We start from the raw sequence: 24189 nt of genomic DNA, 5'->3' as shown, positions 1-24189 counted from the left end.
ACTCCATCAACCTCACCCCATGTGCGGGTAGCGGTGGTCGGTGGCGGGGACGAAGGTCTCCTTGATCGACCGCGCACTGGTCCAGCGCAGCAGGTTCTGCGCGGCACCGGCCTTGTCGTTGGTGCCCGAGGCGCGGCCGCCGCCGAAGGGCTGCTGGCCGACGACAGCGCCGGTGGGCTTGTCGTTGACGTAGAAGTTGCCGGCCGCGTGCCGCAGGAAGTGCTGCGCGTGGGCGATGGCGACGCGGTCCTGGGCGATGACCGAGCCGGTGAGCGCGTAGGGCGCCACCGACTCCATCTGCGTGAGCACGGTGTCGTAGTCGGCGTCCTCGTAGACGTGCACGGCCAGCACCGGGCCGAAGTACTCGGTGCTGAACACCTCGTGCCCGGGGTCGGTGCCCTCGATGACGGTGGGCCGGACGAAGAAGCCCTCGCTGTCGTCGGCGGTGCCGCCGGCGATCACGGTGAGCGCGTCGTCGGCGTGCGCGGCCTCCAGCACCTTCGACAGCTTCGTGAACGACCGCCGGTCGATGACCGCGCCCATGAAGTTGCTGAAGTCGGTGACGTCGCCCATCGGGATGGCCTCGACGGTGCCGACCAGGTCGTCCTTGATCCGCGCCCACAGGCTGCGCGGCACGTAGGCGCGGGAGGCCGCCGAGCACTTCTGGCCCTGGTACTCGAAGGAGCCACGGATCATCGCGGTGCGCAGCACGTCGGGGTCGGCCGAGGGGTGGGCGACGATGAAGTCCTTGCCGCCGGTCTCGCCCACCACGCGCGGGTAGCCGCGGTAGGAGGCGATGTTCTCCCCCACCGTGCGCCACAGGTGCTGGAACACCGCGGTCGAGCCGGTGAAGTGGATGCCGGCCAGGTCGCGGTCGGCCAGCACGACGTCGGACACCGGGATGCCGTCGCCGGGCAGCATGTTGATCACGCCGACCGGGAGCCCCGCGGCCTCGAGCAGCCGCATGGTCAGGTGCGCGCCCAGCTGCTGGGTGGGCGAGGGCTTCCAGACCACGGTGTTGCCCATCAACGCGGGCGCGGTGGGCAGGTTGCCGGCGATGGCGGTGAAGTTGAACGGCGTGACCGCGTAGACGAAGCCCTCCAGCGGGCGGTGGTCGACCCGGTTCCACACGCCCGGGCCCGAGACCGGCTGCTGGGCGATGACCTCGCGGGCGAAGTGCACGTTCCAGCGCCAGAAGTCGATGAGCTCGCAGGCGGCGTCGATCTCGGCCTGGTAGGCGGTCTTGCTCTGCCCCAGCATCGTGGCGGCGTTGAGCGTCTGCCGCCACGGCCCGGCAAGCAGGTCCGCGGCCTTGAGGAAGACGGCGGCCCGGTCGTCGAAGGACAGCTCCGACCAGCCCGGCGCGGCCGCCTTCGCCGCCGCCACCGCGGCCTGCGCGTCGGCGGTGGTGGAGTGCGCCGACGTCCCGAGCACCTGGGCGTGCCGGTGCGGGGCGACGACGTCGAAGGACTCCCCCGACGGCATCCGCTGCGCGCCCCCGATGGTGGCGGTCAGCTCGTGCGGGGTGGCGGCCAGCTCGGTGAGCCGCTGCTGCAGCTCGGCGCGCTCGGCCGAGCCGGGGGCGTAGTCCTTCACGGTCTCGTTGCGCGGCGGCGGGACCTGGGTGACGGCGTCCACGGGGAACAGCTCCTCGGATCGAATCGGTTGTCGGCCGCCCCTCCGGGGCCCGCGGCGAGCCTGCGGGTCGTGGGGGGAGGGGTGGTCCTCGGTCAGTTCTTGGTGGCCAGCGAGCGGAGGAAGAACTGCAGGTTGGCGGGGCGCTCGGCCAGCCGGCGCATGAAGTAGCCGTACCAGTCGGCGCCGTAGGGCACGTAGGCGCGCACGGTGTGCCCGGCGCGGGCGAGGCGGACCTGCTCCTCGGGGCGGATCCCGTAGAGCAGCTGGAACTCGTAGGAGTCCGCGGCCCGCCCGGTCTCGGCGACCAGCTGCAGCAGCCGGTCGATCAGCGCCGGGTCGTGCGTCCCGGCCATCGGGTACCCGCCGCCGCGCACCAGCGTCTCCAGGCAGCGGGCGTACGCGGCGTCGACGGCCGGCTTGTCCTGGTGGGCCACGGTCGCGGGCTCGCGGTAGGCGCCCTTGACCAGCCGCACCCGCGACCCGGGGACGGCGAGGGCGCGGACGTCGTCCTCGGTGCGGTGCAGCATCGCCTGCAGGACCGCACCGGTGCCGGGGTGGTCGCGGCGCAGCTCGGCCACGATCGCCAGCGTCGAGTCGACGGTGGAGGAGTCCTCCATGTCCAGGGTCACCGTGGTGCCCAGCGCCGTGGCGGCCTCGACCACCGGGCGCACGAGGGCGAGCGCGACGTCGTCCCCGCCGACCGGGAGCGCCTGGCCGAACGCCGACAGCTTGACCGACACCTCGGCGGCCCGGCCCAGGCCCAGCGGCGCGAGGCCCTCGAGCGCGGCCAGGTAGGCGTCCCGGCTGCGGGTGGCCTCGGCGCGGTCGGTGACGTCCTCGCCCAGGTGGTCCAGCGTCACGCCGATGCCGTCGGCGGCCAGCGCCCGGACGGCGGCCAGCGCGCCGGGCAGCGTCTCCCCGGCGACGAAGCGGTCGACCACCCGGCGGCTGACCGGCGTGCCGGTGACCACCCGGCGCAGGGCGGGACGGCGGGAGGCGGTGAGCAGGGCCTTCTGCAGGACGGGCACACCCGAGACGCTAGGGACGCCGGGGGCCTGTGCACCACCGACAGATGTCCGGACTCGTGACCGCCGCCTCGTACGATCGTCTGAACGGCGAGAGGGAGCCCGCGTGCGCGACGACCTGCAGGAGCTGGTGGACGACGTCTCCCGGGTGCTCGGTGCCCCGGCGACGCTGGAGGACCGCGACTTCACCCTGCTGGCCTTCTGCGCCCACGCCGACGACCGCACGACCACGATGGACGCCGTCCGCACCCGCTCCATCCTGGGGCGCAGCTCCACGCCGGAGGTGCGCGCCTGGTTCGAGGGGCACGGCATCGCCGGCGCCGCCGGGCCGGTGCGGGTGCCGGCCGACCCGGCCGCCGGGATCCTCACCCGGCTCTGCCTGCCGGTGCGCGCCGACGGCGAGCTGCACGGCTACCTGTGGCTGCTCGACGAGGGCCGCACCGACCTCACCGCCCCGGCCGCCCCGGGCCTCGCTGCGGCGGTCGCCGTCGCCGAGGCGGCCGGCCGGCTGCTCGCCGGCGGGCGGCCGGGCACCGCCGACCTGTCCCGGGCCCTGCGCGGGGTGCTCACCGGCTCGTCGCCGTCGGCCGGCAGCCGGCTCGGCGCCGCCCTGGGCCCGGACGCGCCGGTGACCCTGGTCGCGCTGCTCGTGCCACCACCCGGCCTGCCCGCCGGCTGGTCTCCCCCCGCGGCCGGCGCGGTCCCGGCGGTGCTCGCCGACGGTGCCGAGGTCGCCGTCCTCCTCCCGCTGCCCGCCGGCGGGGACGCGCGGCCGGCCGGCGCGCTGGCCGCGGCCACGCTGGCCGGCCTGCCACCGGGCAGCACGGCCGGCGTCGCCGCCGCCCGTCGCGGCTGCGGCGACCTGCCCGCCCAGTGGCACGAGGCCCGCACGGCGGCCCGGGTCGCCGCCGTCGACCCGCGACTGGCCCCGGCGGCGTCGTGGCCCGAGCTCGGCGCGTGGCGCCAGGTGGCGGCCCTGCCCGGCCCCGACCCCGCGCTCGCCGCCCTGCTGGCCGACCCGGTGCTGACCGCCACGGCCGAGGTGTGGCTGGACTGCGCGGGCAGCCCGCAGCGGGCGGCAGCGCGGCTGTGCGTGCACCGGCAGACGCTGTACTACCGGCTCGGCCGGATCGAGGCGCTGACCGGACTGGACCTCGCCGAGGGCGCCGACCGGCTGCTGCTGCACCTGGGCGTGCGTGCGGCGCGGCTCACATCGTCGTTCGCCGGGGCAACGACCTCCGATACCGACAGTGACCTAAGCTCGACAGGCTCATGACTTCTGCACGAGGCGCGTCCCCCTCCGGGGCGGATGCGCGGGACGGTGAGGTGCAGGTGGTCGACGAGGACCGCGGGACCGACGACGTGCTGCGCCGCCTGCGCACCGAGACCGCCGCCGAGCACCAGGCGGTCGAGGACACCCTGGACCTGCTGTCCCCCGCGCTCACGCGCGACCGGCTGACCGACGTCCTCACCCGGATGCACGGCTTCTGGCTGTCCGCCGAGGCGTCCCTGGACGCGTGGGCGGACGCCGAGCCCGCCGACGCCGCCGGGGTCGACTGGCCGCGCCGTCGCCGCGCCGCGCTGTTCGCCGCCGACCGGGCCGCACTCGGCTCGCCCGGTGCGGCGCCACAGCCGGCACTGCCCGCCGTCGAGGGCACCGACGCCGCGCTCGGCCGGATGTACGTGCTGGAGGGCTCCTCGCTGGGCGGGATCTTCATCGACCGGCACCTGGCGACGCTGCCCCAGCTGGCCGCCGTCGGACGGCTGTCGTCCTTCTCCCCCTACGGCGAGGAGACCGGCTCGATGTGGCACGCCTTCCGCACCACGACCCGCGCGCGCATCGCCGGCGGTGGGGACGCCGACCGGCTGGTGGCCGCTGCCCAGGAGACCTTCGGCGCCCTCGCCGGTTGGTGCGGCGCGCCGTCGCCGGACGGGGCACCCTGGACACCGACCCGTTCGACGCACGGCTCCACCCGAGGGAACGAGGTCGTCGCGTGACCGAGCAGCTGCAGTCCGGCCCGTGGCTGGCGCCCGGCGAGCCGGTCGACCTGACCAACTGCGAGCGCGAGCCGATCCACGTCCCGGGCAGCGTGCAGCCCCGCGGCGTCCTGCTGGCGCTCAGCGAGCCCGACATGGTCGTGCGCCAGGTCTCCCGCAACCTCGCCGACGTCGTCGGCGTCGCCTGGGACGACGCACTGGGCCGTCCGCTGGCCGAGGTCGTCGGGATCGTGCCGGCCGACGCGATCGCCCGCTCGGCGAGCGCCTTCGGTGACCTGCGCGAGCGCAACCCGGTCGAGCTCATCCTCGACCGCGACGGCGCCCCCGCCCCGGTCGACGCGATCCTGCACCGCGTGCCGCACACCGCGGCCACACCCGATCTGCCCAGCGCCAGCACGCTGGTGGTCGAGCTGGAGCCGGCCTACGGGCCGCGCCCCTTCTCGTTCCCGAACACCTACCAGGCGGTACGCGGCACGATCACCGAGCTCAACCGGGCCAGCTCGCTGCAGGAGCTCTACGACATCACCGCCCAGGCGGTGCGCACCCTCACCGGCTTCGACCGCGTGATGGTCTACCGCTACGACGCCGACTACAACGGCGAGGTCGTCGCAGAGGCCAAGCTCCCCGAGCTGAACTCCTTCCTGGGCCTGCACTACCCGGCCTCGGACATCCCGGCCCAGGCCCGGGCCCTGTACGAGAAGAACTGGGTCCGGCTCATCGACGACGTCACCTACACGCCGTCCCGGCTGGAGCCGGTCGACCTGCCCGCCACCGGGCAGCCGCTGGACCTCACCTACTCCACGCTGCGCAGCGTCTCGCCGATCCACTGCGAATACCTGCAGAACATGGGCGTGGCGGCCTCGATGTCGATCTCGCTGCTGCGCGACGACAAGCTCTGGGGGCTCATCGCCTGCCACCACTACACCGGCTCGCACGCCCCGCCCTACGCCACCCGCGCAGCCGCGGAGTTCCTGGGCTCGACGCTGTCGCTGCGCCTGGTCGACCGCACCGAGGACGAGGAGCACCGGCGCGCGCTGCGGGTCCGCTCCACGATGGCCTGGCTGACGGCGGCCGCGCTGGACGAGGAGCGGCCGCTCGCCGAGACGATGCTCGGCCGGCCCGGCCTGCTCGACGTCGTCCCGGCCGACTCCGTCATGGTCGACCTCCAGGGGTCCACCGGCGGCGCGGGCGTGCCGCTGCCGCCGGAGGTGGGGGCGGCCCTCGCGGCCTGGGTCGCCGAGCAGGGCGGCGACGTGGTGAGCACCGACCGGCTGCCGCTGGTCGCCCCGCACCTGGGCATCCCCGGCGAGCTGGTCTCCGGCGTCCTCGCGCTGTCGCTGGCCGAGGGCCAGTACGTGATCTGGACCCGCGGCGAGCAGGTGCGCGCGGTCGACTGGGGCGGCGACCCGCACAACAAGGCCATCGCCCAGCGCGAGGGCGACACCGTCCGGCTGTCGCCGCGGAAGTCCTTCGACCGGTGGCGGGAGACCGTGCGCAACCGCGCCGAGGCGTGGACGCCGGCCGAGCTCACCGAGGCCGCCGAGCTGCGCAGGAACCTGGTCGAGGCGCTGTACGCCCGCTCCCGCCGGGTGGCCCGCACCGCGATCACCCTGCAGCGCAGCCTGCTGTCGGAGCCCCCGGACCCCGACCACCTGGACTTCGCGGTGCGCTACGTGCCCGCCGCGCGCGACTCCCAGGTGGGCGGCGACTGGTACGACGTGTTCCAGCAGCCCGACGGGGCGACCGTGCTGGTGATCGGCGACGTGGTCGGTCACGACACCGAGGCCGCGGCCACCATGGGGCAGCTCCGCGGGCTGCTGCGGGGCATCACCTACGACAGTGCCGACAGCCCCGCCGGCGTGCTGACCCGGCTCGACCGGGCCATCGCCGGCCTGGAGATCGACGCCATGGCCTCGGTGCTCGTCGCCCGGCTGGAGCAGACCCCCGAGGAGGTCGCCCAGGGCGTCACCCGGCTGCGCTGGTCGAACGCCGGCCACCTGCCGCCGGTCGTCGTGGACGCCGACGGGCAGATCCGGGTGCTCGACGGCACCCGGCCCGACCTGCTGCTGGGCGTCGAGCCCAGCGCCCGGCGGCAGGACCACGTGCTGACGGTGTCCCGCGGGGCGACGGTGCTGCTCTACACCGACGGTCTGGTCGAGCGCCGTGACCAGCTCTTCGACACCGGGGTCGACCAGCTGCGCGAGGAGCTGGGCACGCTGTGGGAGCTGCCGGTCCACGAGGTCGCCGACCAGCTGCTCGCCCGGCTGGTGCCCGACCGCGCCGAGGACGACGTGGCCCTGGTCGCCGTCCGGCTGAACCCGCAGCTCCCCTAGGCCCCCGTGCAGGGCCCCGCCACGAGCGTGCGAGTGGTGGGGGGCACGGGGGTCCTCCCTCAGCGGTCGGTGAACTCCGGGTCCAGCCCGTCGTCGTTGCCGCCGGGGACCTCGTCGGTGGCCAGCGGGGCGTCGTCGGCCGCAGCCGCGGCGACCTCCGGGGAGTCCTCGACGGCCGGCTCGGCCTCGCCCTTGCCCGGCTTCTGCAGCTTCTCGAGCAGCTTGCGCTCCGCCTTGGCCAGCGGGCGGGTGTCGGGGTGGCCGGGCTCGCCCTGGTCGTTGCCGGTGGCCATCGCCGTGTCGGGGAGGGTGGGGTCGGGGCTCTGCTCGCTCATGCCCTCTCTCCTCCCCGCACGGGCAGGGCGGAAACCCCGGGTCAGGCGGTGGCGACCAGGTCGGCGAAGACGACGGTGTTGTCCTCGTAGCTGTGGGCCGCGTGGTCGAACTCCCCACCGCAGGTGATCACCCGCAGCCCGGCGTGGTCGAGGTCGGCGTAGACGGCCGCCGTCGGGAAGGCGTCCTTGTCGTACCGCCCGACCTCGGTGACGCGGAAGACCGCGGAGCTGCCGTCGGCGCGGGACACGGTGATCTCGTCGCCCGCGACGACGTCGCGCAGCGCCCAGAAGACCCCGGGCGCCCCGCCCCAGTCGACGTGCCCGGCGAGGACCGCGGGCCCCTGCTCGCCCGGTGTCGGCGCCCCGGTGAACCAGCCGGCCGGGAAGCCGGTGGCCGGCACCTCGAGGGTGCCGTCGTCCTGGAGGCCGAGGTCCATCAGCCCGGAGTCCACGCCGATCGAGGGGATCTGCACCCGGACCGGCGGCGAGGCGCCCATCAGCAGCGGCGTGGGCGCCACCGGCGGGGTCGTCGCTGCGGGGGCCGAGGAGGTGGTGGCAGCCGGTGCGGGCGTCGCGGCCGGCACCGGCGCGTCCCCGCACCCGGTGAGCGCGAGCAGCCCCAGCAGCAGGGCGGCCGCGCCGAGCCGGGACCGCACGCGGCGGCCCGGCCGACCGGGCATCAGGAGGTGCTGCCGTCGCCGGTGTCGACCGGGCCGACGGGCACCCGGCCGACCTGGCGGTAGGTGGCGCGGCCGCTGTCGGACGCCGGGGCCTGCGCGCTCGCCGGGGCCGGACCGGTCGTCGGTCCGGCCGGCGCAGCCGCGCTGACCGGGGCCTCCGGCGTCGGCGAGGAGGTCGGCACGGGAGTGGGCGACGGGGTCGGCGTGGGGGTCGGCGCAGGGGTCGGCGACGGGACCACCACGGGGACGACCGCACCGGTGCGGCAGCTGTCGGGCCGGGTGATCGTGTTGTCGTCCAGGGTGACCGCCGCGACGCTGGCCAGCACCCGGCCCTCGACGGTCGCCAGCGTCCCGAGGGTGATGGCCTCCTGGTCGGCCAGCACGGTGCCCACCATGGTGGACGCGCTGCCCAGGGTGGCGGAGGTGCCGACCTGCCAGAAGACGTTGCACGCCTGCGCGCCACCGATGAGGACGACGGTGCTGCCGGACGCCGTGGTCAGCGAGCTGCCGGCCTGCAGGACGAACACCGAGTCGTAGCTGCCACCACCGTCCAGGGTGAGCGTGCCGGTGAGGTCGAGCGAGGAACCGGAGGCGTAGACGCCGGAGGACAGCTGGAGCCCACCGAGCGATCCGGCATCGACCGGGGTCGCCGGTCCGGCGCCGGCGGCGGCCACCAGCGCCTCGGACAGCGCGGTCTTCGCCTCCTGGGTGGCGGTGTCACCGCCGTGGTTCGTGCCGTTGGCCAGGGTGATGCCGCCGTCGATCGAGGTGGTGGCGAAGCTGCCGATGTCACCACTGACCGTGCTGGCGCCGGTGTTGGTGATGCCGCCACCGGCCAGCACGGCGAAGCTCTGCGCCGCTCCGAGCGGCACGGCGGTCGCCGCCTGGGCGGTCCCGGTCAGCCCGGCGAGCAGGCCGAACGTCGAGACGGCCACCAGGCCGGTGGAGGCGACGGCGAACCGGCCGCGGCGGGAGATGGGCAGCATGCGGGGGACCGACGTCACGTCGGCGCTCCTGTCCCCGACGCGGGGCGTCGGACTCGCAGTGCGCTGAAGACGTCGCCGGCATGGGTGCCGGAGCTCGAGGTGCCCTCGCCCCGAACCGTACGCATGAGTAGCTGCAAGATCACAGTCCGTCACCTCAACGAGTGACGGAGTCGGGTCTCGGGTTCAGCAGATCCTGCTCAGGCGGCGGTGCCGGCCGCCATCGTCCGCAGCAGCTCGCGGACGGCGCTGCGGCCGGCCCGGTTGGCACCGATCGTGCTGGCCGAGGGGCCGTAGCCCACCAGGTGCAGCAGGGGCTCGGCGACCACCCGGGTGCCGTCCATCACGACGCCTCCGCCGCTGGTGCGCAGGTGCAGCGGGGCCAGGTGGTCCAGCGCCGCCCGGAAGCCGGTGGCCCAGAGCACCACGTCGGCGGGGAGCTCGCGGGCCGGGGAGTCCCAGGCGACGCCGCCGGCGGTCAGCCGGTCGAACACCGGGAGCCGGTCGAGCACACCGCGGGCCCGGGCGGCGAGCACCGCGTCGGTCTCCATCAGCCCGGTGACCCCGACGACGCTCACCGGCGGCAGCCCGGCCCGCACCCGCTCGTCGACCAGGGCCACGGCCGCGCGGCCGGCGTCCTCGTCGAAGGGGCCGCTGCGCCAGACCGGCTCGCGCCGGGTGACCCAGGTGGTCGAGGCCGCCACCTCGCTGATCTCGATGAGCTGCTGCACCGCCGACGTCCCGCCACCGACCACGACGACCCGCAGGTCGCGGAACTCCTCCGCACCCCGGTAGTCGGCCGCGTGCAGCTGCCGCCCGCCGAACAGCTCACGGCCGGGGTAGGCCGGCCAGAACGGGCGGGTCCAGGTGCCGGTGGCGTTGACCAGGCCGCGCGCCGTCCACTCCCCCGCGCTGGTGTCCAGGCGGAAGCCGTCGTCGGTGCGGTGCACGGCCCGGACGCCGACCGGACGGTGCACCGGCAGCTCGAAGTGCTGCTCGTAGGCGCCGAAGTACCCGGCCACCACCTCGCTGGCCGGTGCGGCCGGGTCGGCGTCGGGCAGGTCCATCCCCGGCAGCGGCGCGATGCGGTGCGCCTTGTCCAGCCGCAGCGAGGGCCAGCGGTGCTGCCAGGCCCCGCCCGGGCCGGCGTCACCGTCGAGCACCACGAAGTCCGCACCCTGTCGGTGCAGCTCGTACGCCGCCGACAGCCCGGCCTGCCCCGCCCCGATGACCACGACGTCGCTGTGCACGCCCGCCCCAACGCCGCCGGCGCCCCGGGCATGCCGCACCGGTGACCAGGTCACCTGATCGGAGGCGATCAGCTGACCTGGTGCCTCACGAGCGGACGGCGGACAGCAGGCGGGGCCGCAGGGCGCCCGAGCCCAGCAGCGCGCCGACCCGGCCGGACTGCTCCTGGGCCTCCGCCCACCGCGGGTCCTCCCCGTGCCGGCGCTGCACCTCCGCCTCCACGGCGTCGGCCCGCTCGCGCCACTGGGCCGAGCTGTCGGACAGGTCGGCCTCGGCGCGGCCGGTGACGGTGAACCCGGCGCCGGCCAGCAGCGCGTCGACCTCCGCCGACGAGGGGAAGCTGTTGCCCTCGGGCAGCGGCGGGGGCAGCGGCTCGTCGGCGACGAAGACCAGCAGCCCGAGCCGGCCGCCGGGCACCAGCACCCGGTGCAGCTCGGCCAGCAGCGCGGGCTTCTCCTCCGTCGTGCACAGCACGCCCAGGCACCACGCGGCGTCGAAGCCGGCGTCGGCCAGCGGCAGCGACTGCGACAGCGCCACCACCGAGGGCAGCCCGAACAGCGTGGCGCTGGCCTGCACCGCCTCGGCCATCGGCTCGACGCAGACCGGGCGGACGCCGCGCTCGGCGGCCAGCCAGCCCGCCGGGCCGCCGACGCCGGCCCCGGAGTCGAGCACCCGGGCGCCGTCGGTGAGCTCGAGGGCGTCGGCCAGCCACCGCAGCGAACCCTCGCTGCCGCTCCCCCGGCACCCGGCCGGCACGGCGAACTCGGGGCCCAGTGCCCGGACGGCCTCGGCGGTCCAGCCGGCGACCGTGCCGAACTCGGTCTCCATGGCCTCGCTGGCGATCTCGCTCATGTGCCCTCCCGGATCCTCACGGCCACCTCGGCCTTGACCGCCGCGGCGGTCTCCTCGCCCCGCGCCGAGGCGAGACCGGACAGGTTGACCCCGACGACACCGGGGACGGCGAGCAGCGCCCGCGCCTCGGCCACGGCGGCCACGATGCCCGCTGCCACCGGATCGGGCGCGTCGAGCACCCGCTGCACGGCCGCGTCGTCCAGGTGCAGGCCGGGGAACCGCTGCAGGACCCGGGCCGAGCGCTCGTCGGTGTAGACGGCCACCGCGGCGATGAACGGCAGGGTGGCGCCGGCGGCCCGGGCGGCGGCGGTGAAGGCGGTGAGCCGGGCCGCGGACGCCACGTGGTTGAGCACCACGAACTGGGCGCCGGCCCGCTCCTTGACCGCGACCCGGGCCGGGCGCAGCCCCAGTGGGGGTGCGTCCGGCGACTCGGGCACGGCCGCGGTCAGCCCCGCCTCGGCGGCCAGCGCGGCCAGCCGGGTGCCGTCGAGGTCGAACACCGAGGTGACCCCGGGCCGCACGCCGGGGCCGCGCGCGTCGCCGGTGACGCACAGCACGCCGTCGACACCGACCTCGGCCAGCCCGGCCAGCTCCTGCTCCAGCACCAGCCGGTTGCGGTCCCGGCAGGCCAGCGTCGTCCAGGGCCGCCCACCACCGGCCAGCACCTCGGCGGCCATGAGCGTGGGCGGCCAGTCGGGGCGGTTCTGGTGCTCACCGATCAGCAGGCCGTCGCTGACCGGCGCGAGCGCCCCGACCACCGCCCGCACCGACGCCCCGTCGAACGGCCGCACCGTCAGGTCGGAGAGGACGACGGGGCCGTGCTGCGCCCGGGCCAGCAGCCCGTCGGGGGCCGGCGCGGGACGGGGCGCGGCCGGTGCGGTCCAGCGCGGCCACGGCGGGTCCAGGAACACGCACGGGTGCGGCGCGACCTCGCAGCCGCCGTCGTCCCGCACGCCGCCGCACGGGCCGAAGACCATCCGCTTCGGGCACCCAGGACGAACGCCGTCCGGAGTCAGTGCCCGCTCGGTCATGACCGGACGGTCTCCGTCCGCGCCCCAGGCGAAACGCCGAGGAGTGTGACGTGCGCGGGCGATGTGTCCGGGATGCGTTCCCCGGGCAGTGAGCCTGAGACGTCCAGCAGCCGGCGGAGGAAGGTGGTGGTCCCGTGACGCACAGCATCGAGGAGCACCAGGGCTACCGGCACGTGGGACACGTGCTCGGGGCCGATCTGGACCTCACGGCGGTCGTGGGCCCGGTCCTGCGCCGCGCCGTCGCCGCCGGGGAGCCCGTGGTGGTGGCCTGCCCCGAGGCGGTCGCCGCCGCCGTGCTCGCCACGCTGGAGGGCATCGGCGACGTCTTCGTCGCCCCGACCGACCCGCTGGACGACCGGCCCCCGGCCGCGCTGGCCGCGATCGCCGAGCTGGTCGACGCCCGCGCCCCCGGAGGGGGGCGGCGGCTGCACCTGGTCACCGGCCCCGGTGGCCCGCACACCGACCCGGCCGTGTGGATGCAGACCGAGGCGCTGCTCAACCACGTCCTGGCCGAGCGCCCGGTCGACCACATCTGCCTGCTCGGGCCGGTCGGGACGACCGGTGCCGGGGAGGGCTCACCTGTCGACGTCGACGCCGTCGTGCACGCCACCCACCCGTGGCTGCTCACCGAGGCCGGCACCGTGCGCAACCCCGGCTTCCGCGAGCCCGCCGAGCTGCTGCGCGAGGTCCAGCGCGCCTCGGTGCCCGACCCGCTGGAGGAGACCGAGCCGACGCTGGCGATCGACGACCTCGACGACCTGCGCGCGCTCCGCCGGGCGCTCACCCGGGTGCTGGCCGACAGCGCGCTGTCCGCCGACGCCGCGCAGGACTTCGTGCTCGCCATCGACGAGGTCACCGCCAACGCCTCCGAGCACGGCATCCCGCCGGTCGACGTGCGGCTGTGGTCCACGCCCGAGCGGCTGCTGTGCGCCATCACCGACCGCGGCGCAGCCTTCGACGACCCGCTGGTCGGCTACGGCCCGGCCCACGGCGACATGGCCGTGGGCGGCATGGGCCTGTGGCTGGCCCGCCGCTCGGTCGACAGCCTCACGGCCGCACCGGCCGACGACTCCGGCGACGGCTGCACCGTCCGCCTCGTCGTCAACGCCTGACGGCTCCGCCGCGAGCGCGAGGACCGGGGACGACGGACCCCCCTCGCCAGCTGAGGACGAGCCCCTGGAGGGCGCCGGAGGCCCTGCCGCCCCACACGGGGACGGCGGGGTCCTCCCTCAGATCGGGAGCAGGTGGTTGGCCTCGATGAGGCGGGCCTGCTCGCGGCACCACGGTGACCAGGCCTCGTACTCCTGGGTCTCCTGGCGGTCGCGGAACGCCGCCCACTCCAGCAGCTCCCACTCCCCCACCTCGGAGGGGTCCGGCTGCGGGGTGCCGGAGAAGCGGCCGAGGTAGACCGGGCAGATCTCGTTCTCCACGACCCCGCGGAACTCCGCGCGGTAGCGGTAGGAGGGCAGCGCGGGCCGGAGGTCGACGACGCCGAGACCGAGCTCGTACTCCGCGCGGCGGGCGATCGCGTCGGCGTCGTCCTCGTCGGGGCCGGGGTGCCCGCACACGGTGTTGGTCCACATGCCGGGGAAGGTCGCCTTCGACTCCGCCCGCCGGGTGACGAGCAACCGGCCGTCATCGGCGAAGAGATAGGCCGAGAACGCCCGGTGCAGCGGCGTCTCCCCGGTGTGCACCAGCGGCTTGGGCATCGTGCCGATCGCCGTGCCGTGGTCGTCGACCAGCACGATCAGTTCCGTCGTCGGAGGGGCCACCACACGTCCATCCTGCCCCCGGCTCTGCCGGGCGCGTGCGCACACCCCCGACAGCAAGATCACCTCGGACGGGTGACGCACCGTCGTCACCGTGGGCGACCGTCGACAGACTGGCCGACGTCACCACGGACGGTGATCACCGAGATGCAGGGAGCACCACGGATGAGCTCGACCGCGACGCAGGACGGCGTGCGCCCCGACGGCGTGCTGCAGGTGGCGCTCGCCGCCGACCTGAGCGGCCCGGCCACCGAGCCGACCCTCGGAGAGCTCTCCCGCCCGGCCCACCGGGTGCGGCCCACGGCCACCATGGCCGAGCTGGACGTGGTGTTCCGCCGCGACCCCGGGCTGCGGTGGGTCGTCGTCGACGTCCCCGGCCAGCCGCTGCTGGTCAGCCGCTCCTGGTTCGAGCCGGCGATGGCCGGGCGGCTGGGCTACGGCCGGCTCCTGCTGCAGCGCCGGGCGGTGGCCGCCGCCGCACCGTCGGCCACCCTCCACTTCCCCGCCGAGTCCCCGATCGCCACGGTGGCCGCAGCGGTCATCGCCCGCCGCTCCAGCGGCGACGACCTGCTCGACGGCGTGCTGGTGACCTCCCCGGACGGCGCCCTCTCGGTCGCGCCGGTCACCGCGGTGTTCGAGCAGCTGGCCCAGCGGTACGCCTACCAGGCGCTCCACGACCCGCTCACCGGGCTGCCCAACCGGCTCTTCCTGCTCGAGCGGCTCCGTCAGGCCCACGCCGCCGGGACGACGGGCGTGCTGTTCTCCGTCGACCTGGACCGGTTCAAGGACACCAACGACCACCTCGGCCACGCCGCCGGGGACGACGTCCTGGTCGAGTTCGCCGCCCGGCTGCGCACCGTGGCCCGCACCGGGGACCTCGTCGTCCGGCTGGGCGGCGACGAGTTCGCCGTGTTCACCGCGACCCCGCTGAGCGCCGCGCAGAGCACCGCCCTGGCCGAGCGCATCGTGCTCACCGCTGCAGCGCCCTTCGTCGTCACCGCCCGCACCGGCCCCGGCGGGGAGCACCTGGTGAGCCTCGGTGCCAGCGTCGGTGTCGCCGGTGCGACCGGTGACAGCGGCCTGACGCCCGACACGCTGCTGCACCAGGCCGACCTCGCCGTGCACCAGGCCAAGTCCCTCGGCCGCGGCCGGGTCGCCCACTTCGCCGCCGAGCTGGTGGAGGACGCCGAGACCTCCGACGCCGTCCGCGCCCAGCACGCGATGGAGCGCCGGCTGCGGCAGGCGATCGAGTCCCGGTCGCTGGAGCTGCACTACCAGCCGGTCGTCAGCCTGCCCTCGGGCCAGGTCACCGGCGTCGAGGCGCTGGCCCGCTGGACCGACGAGGAGCTGGGCCGGGTCGCCCCGGACCGGTTCATCCCGCTGGCCGAGCGCACCGGCCTGATCGTCGACCTGGGCCGCTGGGTGCTGCAGACCGCCTGCCGGGAGGCCGCCGGCTGGGCCGCCGGGCCGTCGGGTCTGCCGCCGACCGTGGCGGTCAACGTCTCCCCCGTCCAGCTGGCCCAGCGCGGCTTCATCGACGACGTCACCGCCGCCCTCACCGACAGCGGACTGGCCCCCGACCGGCTGTGCCTGGAGATCACCGAGACCGCCGCCATCACCGACCTCGCCGCCACCGCGGCCCGGCTGGCCCAGGTGCGCGACCTGGGCGTGCGGCTGGCGCTGGACGACTTCGGCACCGGGCACTCCGCCCTCAGCCTGCTGCGCGCCCTCCCGGTCCACCTGGTGAAGATCGACCGGTCCTTCGTCGAGCGGGTCGCCAGCGACACCGCCGACGCCGTGCTGGCCCGGCTGGTCATCGAGGCCGCGCACAGCCTGGGCCGGCGGGTCTGCGCCGAGGGCGTGGAGACCGCCGAGCAGGCCCAGCAGCTGGTCGCGATGGGCTGCGACTCCGCGCAGGGCTGGCTGTTCGGCCGGCCCGAACCCGCCTCGGCCCGGCTCGCCGCCCGGCTGACCTCCCGCGCACTGGCCGAGCCGCTCGCCGCCGGCGCGGTGCTGCCGCTGGGCAACGACGAGCTGGTGCTCGTGACCACCCCCGGCCGGATCGTCACCTACGCCTCCGCCAGCAGCCGGACCGTCCTCGGCCGGCTCCCGCAGGAGGTGACCGGCACCGACCTGACCAGCACCTTCTTCCTCGACACCGCCGCACCCACCGGCCCGTGGGACGAGGGCACCGCGGTGCACCGCGTGCGGCACCGCGACGGCGGACCCCGCTGGCTGGAGACCACCACCCGCTGGCTGACCGACGACGAGGGCGCGGTGCGCGAGGTGCTGTCGGTCTCCCGGGACGTCACCGCCACGGTGCAGGCCCAGCGGGCGCTCACCGACAGCGAGCTGATGTTCCGGCACGCCTTCGACGACGCCCCGATCGGCATGCTGCTGGCCCGCACCGACGGGTCCCTGCTGCGGGTCAACCGGGCCTTCGCCGCGCTGCTGGGCGAGAGCACCGACAGCCTGCGCGACCAGCGGGTGCAGGACCTCACGCCGTCGTCGGACCGGGCCGGGCAGTCCACCGCGGTCATGGCGCTGTTCTCCGTCGCCGACGGCCGCACCGAGCTCACCACCAGCTTCCGGCACGCCGACGGGTCGGTCCTGCCGGTGACGGTCCGCGTCTCGGTCGTGCGGGACACCGACGGCACGCCCACCTCGGTCTTCGCCCACGTCCTGCCCGAGCCCGCGCTGGTCGCCGTCCCGGCCTGAGCGTGGGCCGGCCCCGCAGCGGGCAGACACCGGTCATGGACACCTTCACCCGCGGTGGACTCGTCTTCGACGTCCGCGACTCCGGACCGGCCGGCGGCGAGCCCGTGGTGCTGCTGCACGGCTTCCCGCAGGACTCCTCGGCCTTCGACCGGATGGCGCCGGCGCTGCACTCGGCCGGCCTGCGCACCCTCGCCCCCGACCAGCGCGGGTACTCCCCGGGTGCCCGGCCGGCGGGCCGCGCCGCCTACCGCCTGCGCGAGTGCGTGGACGACGTCCTGGCGCTGCTGCAGGCGGCCGGGCTGGAGAGCGCGCACGTCGTCGGGCACGACTGGGGAGGCATCGTCGGCTGGGCACTGGCGGCCTGGCACCCCTGGCGGGTGCGCACGCTGACCGCGCTGTCGGTGCCGCACCCCGCGGCGATGACGCAGGCGCTGGGGCACAGCGACCAGGCCGTGCGCAGCAGCTACGTCGGCTTCTTCCAGCTGCCCGCCGTCCCGGAGGCGGTGCTGCTGGCCGGCCGCGGCGCGCTGCTGCGGCGGACGCTGCGCCGGGGCGGGCTGCCCACCGCGCTGGCCGACCACTACACCGACCGGATGCGGGAGCCGGGCGCGCTGACCGCGGCGCTGAACTGGTACCGCGCGCTGCCGCTGTCCGGCAACGCCCCGGTGGGCACCGTGCGGGTGCCGACGCTGCACCTGTGGGGCGACCGCGACGCCTTCCTCGGCCGGACGGCGACCGAGGCGACCGCTGCGTTCGTCGCCGCCCCCTACGCGCTGGAGGTGCTCGAGGGCGTCGACCACTGGGTCCCCGAGCTCGCCGCCGAGCGCACCGCGGAGCTGGTCACCGCGCACGTCCGCACCGCCTGAGCCACCGGCCGGCGCCGGGCCGGCGGTCGGGCAGACTGGGGTCGATGACGACGGACGACGGCCCCTCCCCGACCGCCGGCCGTCCCGACCCGCTGACCGCCGTGCAGGTCGAGCTGACCCGGGCGCTGCGGCTGACCGAGCAGGTCCTGGACAACACCGCCGACGGCATCTACGGCCTCGACGCCTCCGGACGGGTGGCCTTCGTCAACCCGGCGGCCGCCCGGATCACCGGCTGGCCGAGGGAGGAGCAGACCGGTCGCGACCAGCACGCGCTCATCCACCACTCGCGGGCCGACGGCTCGGGCTACCCGGTGGAGGAGTGCCCGGTCTGGCAGGCGCTGCGGACCGGGCGCACGGTCGCGGCCGCGGACGAGGCGTTCGTCTCCCGGTCCGGCGTGGTCGTGCCGGTGGAGCTGACCGCGGTCCCCGTGGTCGAGGACGGTGCGGTCACCGGCGTGGTCGTGTCCTTCCGCGACCTCACCGAGCGGCGGGCGGCCGAGGCGCAGGCCGAGCAGCTGCGCCGGCTCACCCTGCGGGCCGCGCAGGACCGGGCGCTGTCCGACCGACTGCAGGAGGCGCTGCTCACCCCGCCGCCCGAGCCCGACCACCTCGAGGTCGCCGTGCGCTACCAGCCCGCCGCGCAGGAGGCCCACGTCGGCGGCGACTGGTACGACGCCTTCATGCAGCCCGACGGCGCCACCGTGCTGGTCATCGGGGACGTCGTGGGCCACGACAGCCGGGCGGCGGCCGCGATGGGCCAGCTGCGCGGACTGCTCCGCGCCCTGGTCTACGACAACGACGAGCCGCTCGCGGACACCGTGGGGCGGGTGGAGCGCACGGCGCAGGGCCTGGCGGTGACCACGCTGGCGACCGCGCTCGTCGCCCGGGTGGAACGCGATCCCGACGTCCCGGTGACCGGCCCGCGCACCCTGCGGTGGACCAACGCCGGGCACCCGTCACCGGTCCTGCTGGCACCCGACGGCACGACCACGGTGCTCGACACCCGCCCCGACCTGATGCTCGGGGTGGACTCCGGCACCTCCCGGCACGAGCACACCGTGCCCCTCCACGACGGCGCCACGCTCGTGCTGTTCACCGACGGGCTGGTGGAGCGCCGCGACAGCGACCTCGACGAGGGGCTGGACCGGCTGCGGACGGCGCTGGGCGAGCTCGCCGGCCGGCCGCTGGAGGAGCTCTGCGACGAGCTGCTCTCCCGGCTGGTGCCCGGCCCCCGCGGCGACGACATCGCGCTGGTCGCCGTCCGTGCGCACCCCGAGGACCGTCCGCGCCCCGCCGAGGCCGGCCCCAACCGGTTGCCGCCCGGCGTCCACTGAGGTCCTCGCGGCCCTACGGTGGCCGCGTGCTGCAGGTGACCCGCGCCGACGTGCTGGCCTCCCGGGTGCACGCACACCAGCTGGACCGCACGTCGGGCACGCTCGCCGACACCGCCGTCCTCGACCTCGGCGTGCAGGACACCGGCCCGGACGCCGCCCGGTGGGCGCTGGCGGTCCGCGGCCTGGACGACGTCCCCGCCGAGGAGCTGGTCCTGGTGTGGACGCTGCGCGGGGCGCCGCACGTGTACCGCCGCGCCGACCTGGCCGGGGTGGCCGCGGCCACCGCGCCGTTCTCCGAGGCCGACGCGGCCAAGCGCGTCCTCGACGCCGCCCGCCCGCTGCGGGCCGCGGGCATCCCGGTGCTGGCCGCGCTGGACACCGTCGCCGGGGCGATGCGCGCGATCGTGACCGCCCCGGTGGTCAAGGGCGAGATGTCCCGCCTGCTGACCGGGCGGCTGGACCCGCCGTACCTGCGCGAGTGCCACCCGTGCCGGGCGGTGCACACCTTCGAGCAGCCCTTCCGGCTGGCGGCGCTCCGGGCGGGGCTGGAGCTGGTGCCCGGCACCTCTCCCCCGGTGCTCCGGCCGGTCCCCGGGCTCGGGCCGGCGACGGAGGTGCCTCCGCACCTCGACGTCGTCCGCGGGTACCTGCGGCTGCACGGCCCGGCCACCCCGCGGCAGGTGGCGGCCTACCTGGACGCCCCGGTCGCCGACGTGCGGGCGCACTGGCCCGGCGACGCGGTCGAGGTGGCGGTCGACGGCGAGCGGCGCTGGCTGCTGGCCGCCGACGTCGACCGGCTCGGCGCCGGGCCGGCCCGCACGACCCGGCTGCTGGGCCCGTTCGACCCGTACCTGCAGACCCGCGACCGGGCGCTGCTCGTGCCCGACGAGGCCCGGGCGGCGGACCTGTGGCGCACCCTCGGCCGGCCCGGGGCCGTGCTGGTCGACGGGGAGGTGGCCGGTACGTGGCGGCCCCGGAAGGCCGGCCGGCGGCTGACCGTGGAGGTCGACCCCTGGTGCGACCTCGCCCGGCCGGCGGTGGAGCAGGAGGCCGAGCGGCTGGCCGCCGTCCGCGGCACCGAGCTCGCCGGGGTCGTGCTCGGCGGTTGAGCGGTGCGCGGATCCGGGTAGCGCCCGGGCATGGCTGAACCCACCGGCTCGTCCCTGCTCCCCGGCCTGACCGTCGCCGTCACCGGCGCCACCGGCAACGTCGGGACGGCGCTGCTGCGTGCCCTCGCCGACGCCGGCGTGACCGAGGTGCGCGGCCTGGCCCGGCGCCGTCCCCCGGAGACCGCCCCGTACGCCGGGGTGCGCTGGTACACCGCCGACCTCGGGACCCCCGAGAGCGAGCCGGTGCTCGCCGAGTTCCTCGACGGCGTCGACGCGGTCGTGCACTCGGCGTGGGCGCTGATCCCCGACCGGGAGCCCGACGTGCTGCAGCGGGTGAACGTCGACGGCACCCGCCGGGTGCTCGACGCGGCCGCCGCGGCCGGCGTCGCGCACGTGGTGCACCTGTCCTCGATCGGCACCTACGCCGCCGGGCCGCAGACCCACCCGGTGAGCGAGGACTGGCCGACCACCGGCATCCCCAGCTCGCAGTACAGCCGGCTCAAGGCCGAGTGCGAGCGGATGCTGCGCGCCTTCGACGCCGCCAACCCGGACACGACGGTCACCGCGATCCGCCCGACGCTGGTGCTGCAGCCCGACGCCGCCAGCGAGATCGGCCGCTACTTCCTGGGCCCGGTGCTCTTCCCGGCCGCCCGCGCACTGCCGGCCCCGGTGGCCGGGGTGGCGGCGAAGCTGCTGCCGCTGCCGATCCCGGACCTGTCGATCGGGCTGGTGCACGCCGACGACGTGGCCGACGTGATCGCCCGCGCCCTCGACCGCCGGGCGGGTGGTGCGTTCAACGTGACCGCCCCGCCGAACTTCGACGCCAAGGGGCTGGCCGCGGCGCTGGGCTTCAAGCGCGTGGCCGTGCCGGCGGTGGTGCTGCGCACCGGGATGCACGTGGCGTTCCTGTCCCGGCTGCTGCAGATCGAGCCCGGCTGGCTGGACCTGGGCCTGGGCGTGCCGCCGATGGACACCACCCGGGCCCGCACGGTGCTGGGCTGGCGCGCCAGGCACAGCGGCGGTGACGTGCTGCGCGAGTTCGTCGCCGAGCTGGGCGCCGGCCGCGGCGGCGAGGGCCCGCTCCTCCACCCCGGCACCGGCCCGGAGCACACCCCCGCCTGAACGACGAACGGCCGGGTCCCCCTGCGGGGACCCGGCCGTTCGTCTGTCTCCCCGCCCTCCACCGCGCGGTGGGGGGCGAGGGTCAGGCCCCCTCGCAGGGTCCCGCCACGAGGTACGAGTGGTGGGGGGCGAGGGGGTCCTTCATCACGCGAGAGCGTCCAGCGCGGCCATGTCGTCGGCGGACAGCGTGAGCTGCGCGGCGGCCATGTTCTCGGTCAGGTGGTCGATCGACTTCGTGCCCGGGATGGGCAGGATGACCGGCGACTTCTGCAGCAGCCAGGCCAGCGCCACCTGCGACGGGGTCGCGTCGAGCTCCTCGGCGACCGCCGCGACCGGGCTGTCGGGCTTGGCCAGGTCACCAGTGGCGATGGGGAACCACGGGATGAAGGCGATGCCCTCGGCCTCGGCGTAGGCCAGGACGTCGGCGGACTGCCGGTTCGTCAGGTTGTACAGGTTCTGCACGGAGACGATCTCGGTGATCTCCCGGGCTGCCTTGAGCTCGTCGACGGAGACCTCGGAGACACCGATGTGGCGCACCTTGCCCTGCTCCTTGAGCTCGGCGAACGCGCCGAGCTGGTCGGCCAGGGGCACCTCGGAGTCGATGCGGTGCAGCTGGATCAGGTCGATCCGGTCGACCTTGAGGTTGCGCAGCGACAGCTCGACCTGCTGCTTGAGGTACGCCGGGCGGCCGACCGGCGGCCACTCGCCGGGGCCGGTGCGGGTCAGGCCGGCCTTGGTGGCGATGACCAGGCCGTCGGGGTACGGGAACGCCGCCTCGGCGATGATCTGCTCGCTGACCTGCGGGCCGTAGGAGTCGGCGGTGTCGATGAAGTCGACGCCCTGCTCGATCGCGGCCTTGACCACGGCGAGTGCGCCGGGGCGGTCGGCGGGCTCGCCCCAGACGCCGGGTCCGGTGAGCTGCATGGCGCCGTAGCCGAGGCGGTGGACGGTGAGGTCGCCGCCGAGGTCGAAGGTGCGCGAGGTGGTGGGGGTCGTCATGGGTCCTCCAGGAGGTCCTGTGTCGAGTGCCAGATGTGGGTGGGACCCGCGGCTGCGGCCTGCGGGGTCTCCCCCTGCACAAGCACCCACAGGCGCTCCGGCTTCCCCGTACAGCGTCATGTGAGGGTCCGCACAGTCCCTGTGCGGATGCTGGTCGACCGCTGCGGGTGGGGGAAGGTGGTCCGGTGCAACGGACACCTCGAGCCAGGACGACGGCCCTGCCGGTCCTGCTCCTGGCCGGGGTGCTGCTGGTCGCGCTGAACCTGCGCGGGCCGCTGGTGGCCGTCGCCCCGGTCGTCGACGACCTGCGCCGGGACCTGCTGGTGGGCGCGGGCACCATCGGCCTGCTGACCAGCATCCCGGTCCTCTGCTTCGGTCTCGCCTCTCCGCTGGCCTCGCTGCTCATCGGCCGCGCCGGCGTGCACCGGGCGGTCCTGCTGTCCCTGGCCGGGGTGCTCGCCGGCACCGTCGTCCGCTCGCTGGGCACCCCCGCCGCCGCGATCGCCGGCACCGTGGTCATCGGGCTGGGCATCACGGTGGGCAACGTCGTCGTCCCGGTGGTCATCGGCCGCGACTTCCCCGGCGCCACGAACGTCGTCACCGCGGCCTACACCGCCGCGCTCAACGTGGGCTCCACGATGACCTCCGCGCTCACCGCGCCGCTGGCCGACGTCATCGGCTGGCAGGCCGCGCTCGGCGCCTGGGGGCTGCTGGTCGTGGTGGCCGCCGCCGTCTGGACCGCCGCGCTGCGCCGCCAGGTGGCCGGTGTCGCCGCCGCCGAGGCCGCGGGCACCGCTCCCCCGGCGCCGCCGCCCGCCGAACCGGGCCCGTCGGTCTGGCGCACGCCGGCCGCGTGGGGGCTGACGCTCGCCTTCGCCGGGCAGGCGTTCAGCTACTACGGCGCCACGGCCTGGCTGCCCGAGCTGCTGTCGGACGAGGACGGGCTCTCCCGCTCGACCGCGGGCGCCAGCTCCTCGCTGTTCCAGGTGACGGCCGTCATCGGCGCCTTCAGCGTGCCCGCCCTCGTCGCCTGGTGGAAGCGCCCCGCGCTGGTGCTGCTGGCGGTGACCGCGTTCTGGGCGACGCTGCCGATCGGCCTGCTGATCGCCCCCGGGCTGTGGCCGCTGTGGTGCTGCCTGGCCGGGGCCGCGCAGGGCGGCGGCATCACCGTCATCTTCATCGCGATCGTGCGGCGGTCGGCCGACCTCACCCGGAGCCGGCAGCTGTCGGCGATGGTGCAGGGCGGGGGCTACGTCGTGGCGGCCACCGGCCCGCTGGTCATCGGCGCCGTGCACGACGCGACGGGTGGTTGGACCGCACCGCTGCTGGTCATCTGTGGATCAGTGGCCGTGATGGCCGTCGCCGGGACTGCGTCCGCCGGCGGACGGACCGAGGCAGCACGAGACGCGGGGCCGGTACCGGCGCCCGCAGAGGAGGCACGTCGTGGGTGAGATCGTCGTCGTCCGGCACGGACAGACCGAGTGGAGCACGAGCGGGCAGCACACGGGTCTGACCGACCTGCCGCTGCTGCCCGGCGGTGAGGACGACGCCCGGCGGCTGCGGCCCGTGCTGGGCGAGCTGAACATCACGCACGCCTTCGTCAGCCCGCTGACCCGGGCACGGCGCACCGCCGAGCTGGCCGGCCTGTTCGACCACGGCATCAAGGCCGAGATCGACCCGGACCTGGTCGAGGTCGACTACGGCCGCTGGGAGGGGAGGACCACCCCGGAGATCCGCGAGGAGCTCGGGCACCCGTGGTCGCTGTGGGTCGACGGCACCGAGCCCGGCGCGACCCCCGGGGAGAGCCTCGACCAGGTGGCCGAGCGCGTCGACCGGGTGCTGGCCAAGGCCCGGCCGCTGCTGGCCGACGGCGACGTCGCGCTCGTCGCCCACGGCCACGTGCTGCGCATCCTCACCGCCCGCTGGCTGGGCCTGGACCCGGACAAGGGCGCGATCTTCCCGCTGGCCACCGGCCGCTTCGGCGTCCTCGGTCTCGAGCACGACTGGCCGGCGCTGATCGGCTGGAACACCGTCAGCGCCTGAGGAAGGACCCCCTCACCCCCCACCCCTCGCGAGCTCAGGGCGGGACCCTGCGAGGGGGCCTGACCCTCGCCTCTCGCCAGCTCAGAGCGGGGCCCTGCGAGGGGCC

General features: G+C 75.8%; 21 protein-coding genes. 11 read left to right on the top strand and 10 right to left on the bottom strand.

The window, feature by feature from the left end; genetic code table 11:
• Positions 1–12: 12 nt before the first annotated feature.
• Positions 13–1638: an L-glutamate gamma-semialdehyde dehydrogenase gene (gene pruA, locus KUM42_RS16580; RefSeq protein WP_237493634.1), complete on the bottom strand. Its 1626-nt coding sequence runs from the start codon at positions 1636–1638 to the stop codon at positions 13–15.
• Between the two features lie 92 nt (positions 1639–1730).
• Complete coding sequence (locus tag KUM42_RS16575; RefSeq protein ID WP_237493633.1) at positions 1731–2666, bottom strand: proline dehydrogenase family protein; 936 nt, start codon at positions 2664–2666, stop codon at positions 1731–1733.
• Between the two features lie 103 nt (positions 2667–2769).
• Here KUM42_RS16575 and KUM42_RS16570 point away from each other — a divergent pair, with 103 nt between their 5' ends.
• The 3 genes from KUM42_RS16570 to KUM42_RS16560 are packed head-to-tail and all read left to right on the top strand — an operon-like array spanning position 2770 to position 6994.
• The gene (locus KUM42_RS16570) at positions 2770–3939 is read left to right on the top strand and encodes a CdaR family transcriptional regulator (RefSeq protein ID WP_237493632.1); all 1170 of its coding nucleotides are present in this window, start codon (positions 2770–2772) and stop codon (positions 3937–3939) included.
• Positions 3936–4661 carry a biliverdin-producing heme oxygenase gene (locus KUM42_RS16565; RefSeq protein ID WP_237493631.1) on the top strand — a complete coding sequence of 242 codons (726 nt, stop codon included), beginning with the start codon at positions 3936–3938 and terminating at the stop codon, positions 4659–4661. The genes KUM42_RS16570 and KUM42_RS16565 overlap by 4 nt, the downstream gene beginning before the upstream one ends.
• Positions 4658–6994: a SpoIIE family protein phosphatase gene (locus KUM42_RS16560; protein WP_237493630.1), complete on the top strand. Its 2337-nt coding sequence runs from the start codon at positions 4658–4660 to the stop codon at positions 6992–6994. The genes KUM42_RS16565 and KUM42_RS16560 overlap by 4 nt, the downstream gene beginning before the upstream one ends.
• A gap of 59 nt (positions 6995–7053) precedes the next feature.
• Here the strand turns inward: KUM42_RS16560 and KUM42_RS16555 are convergent, their stop codons facing one another.
• From KUM42_RS16555 to KUM42_RS16530, 6 genes are all read right to left on the bottom strand, one after another.
• Positions 7054–7329, bottom strand: a complete 276-nt coding sequence (locus tag KUM42_RS16555) for a hypothetical protein (protein WP_237493629.1) — start codon at positions 7327–7329, stop codon at positions 7054–7056.
• A gap of 41 nt (positions 7330–7370) precedes the next feature.
• Complete coding sequence (locus KUM42_RS16550) at positions 7371–8009, bottom strand: class F sortase (protein ID WP_237493628.1); 639 nt, start codon at positions 8007–8009, stop codon at positions 7371–7373.
• Positions 8009–9013 (bottom strand): ice-binding family protein, encoded by a 1005-nt coding sequence (locus tag KUM42_RS16545; RefSeq protein WP_237493627.1) that lies wholly within the window; start codon positions 9011–9013, stop codon positions 8009–8011. The genes KUM42_RS16550 and KUM42_RS16545 overlap by 1 nt, the downstream gene beginning before the upstream one ends.
• 179 nt (positions 9014–9192) lie before the next feature.
• Positions 9193–10242 (bottom strand): FAD-dependent oxidoreductase, encoded by a 1050-nt coding sequence (locus KUM42_RS16540; RefSeq protein WP_237493626.1) that lies wholly within the window; start codon positions 10240–10242, stop codon positions 9193–9195.
• Between the two features lie 85 nt (positions 10243–10327).
• Positions 10328–11092, bottom strand: coding sequence for a class I SAM-dependent methyltransferase (locus tag KUM42_RS16535; protein WP_237493625.1), 765 nt, complete (start codon positions 11090–11092; stop codon positions 10328–10330).
• Positions 11089–12123: a methylenetetrahydrofolate reductase C-terminal domain-containing protein gene (locus KUM42_RS16530; protein ID WP_237493624.1), complete on the bottom strand. Its 1035-nt coding sequence runs from the start codon at positions 12121–12123 to the stop codon at positions 11089–11091. Before KUM42_RS16530 ends, KUM42_RS16535 begins: the two co-directional genes overlap by 4 nt.
• Before the next feature lie 134 nt (positions 12124–12257).
• Between KUM42_RS16530 and KUM42_RS16525 the strand changes: the two genes are divergently transcribed.
• Positions 12258–13235 carry an ATP-binding protein gene (locus KUM42_RS16525; protein WP_237493623.1) on the top strand — a complete coding sequence of 326 codons (978 nt, stop codon included), beginning with the start codon at positions 12258–12260 and terminating at the stop codon, positions 13233–13235.
• 117 nt (positions 13236–13352) lie between these two features.
• Here the strand turns inward: KUM42_RS16525 and idi are convergent, their stop codons facing one another.
• Positions 13353–13895 (bottom strand): isopentenyl-diphosphate Delta-isomerase, encoded by a 543-nt coding sequence (gene idi, locus KUM42_RS16520; protein WP_237493622.1) that lies wholly within the window; start codon positions 13893–13895, stop codon positions 13353–13355.
• Between the two features lie 162 nt (positions 13896–14057).
• Here idi and KUM42_RS16515 point away from each other — a divergent pair, with 162 nt between their 5' ends.
• The 5 genes from KUM42_RS16515 to KUM42_RS16495 are packed head-to-tail and all read left to right on the top strand — an operon-like array spanning position 14058 to position 21041.
• Positions 14058–16610, top strand: coding sequence for an EAL domain-containing protein (locus tag KUM42_RS16515; protein ID WP_237493621.1), 2553 nt, complete (start codon positions 14058–14060; stop codon positions 16608–16610).
• A gap of 35 nt (positions 16611–16645) precedes the next feature.
• Entirely contained in the window at positions 16646–17476 is an 831-nt protein-coding gene (locus KUM42_RS16510) for an alpha/beta fold hydrolase (protein ID WP_237493620.1), read from the top strand.
• 44 nt (positions 17477–17520) lie between these two features.
• The gene (locus KUM42_RS16505; RefSeq protein WP_237493619.1) at positions 17521–18810 is read left to right on the top strand and encodes a PP2C family protein-serine/threonine phosphatase; all 1290 of its coding nucleotides are present in this window, start codon (positions 17521–17523) and stop codon (positions 18808–18810) included.
• Between the two features lie 26 nt (positions 18811–18836).
• Entirely contained in the window at positions 18837–19919 is a 1083-nt protein-coding gene (locus KUM42_RS16500; RefSeq protein WP_237493618.1) for a winged helix DNA-binding domain-containing protein, read from the top strand.
• Between the two features lie 30 nt (positions 19920–19949).
• Positions 19950–21041, top strand: a complete 1092-nt coding sequence (locus KUM42_RS16495) for an NAD-dependent epimerase/dehydratase family protein (RefSeq protein ID WP_237493617.1) — start codon at positions 19950–19952, stop codon at positions 21039–21041.
• Positions 21042–21185: 144 nt separating this feature from the next.
• On the opposite strand, the gene KUM42_RS16490 is transcribed toward KUM42_RS16495, so the two are convergent.
• The gene (locus tag KUM42_RS16490) at positions 21186–22040 is read right to left on the bottom strand and encodes an aldo/keto reductase (RefSeq protein ID WP_237493616.1); all 855 of its coding nucleotides are present in this window, start codon (positions 22038–22040) and stop codon (positions 21186–21188) included.
• Positions 22041–22225: 185 nt separating this feature from the next.
• Here KUM42_RS16490 and KUM42_RS16485 point away from each other — a divergent pair, with 185 nt between their 5' ends.
• Positions 22226–23491, top strand: coding sequence for a CynX/NimT family MFS transporter (locus KUM42_RS16485; protein WP_237493615.1), 1266 nt, complete (start codon positions 22226–22228; stop codon positions 23489–23491).
• Entirely contained in the window at positions 23484–24083 is a 600-nt protein-coding gene (locus tag KUM42_RS16480; RefSeq protein WP_237493614.1) for a histidine phosphatase family protein, read from the top strand. The genes KUM42_RS16485 and KUM42_RS16480 overlap by 8 nt, the downstream gene beginning before the upstream one ends.
• Positions 24084–24189: the final 106 nt, after the last annotated feature.

The sequence above is a fragment of the Modestobacter sp. L9-4 genome (assembly GCF_019112525.1).
Lineage (GTDB): Bacteria > Actinomycetota > Actinomycetes > Mycobacteriales > Geodermatophilaceae > Modestobacter.
Note: the sequence above shows the minus strand (reverse complement) of the source record. Positions and strands in the feature narration are given on the sequence as shown.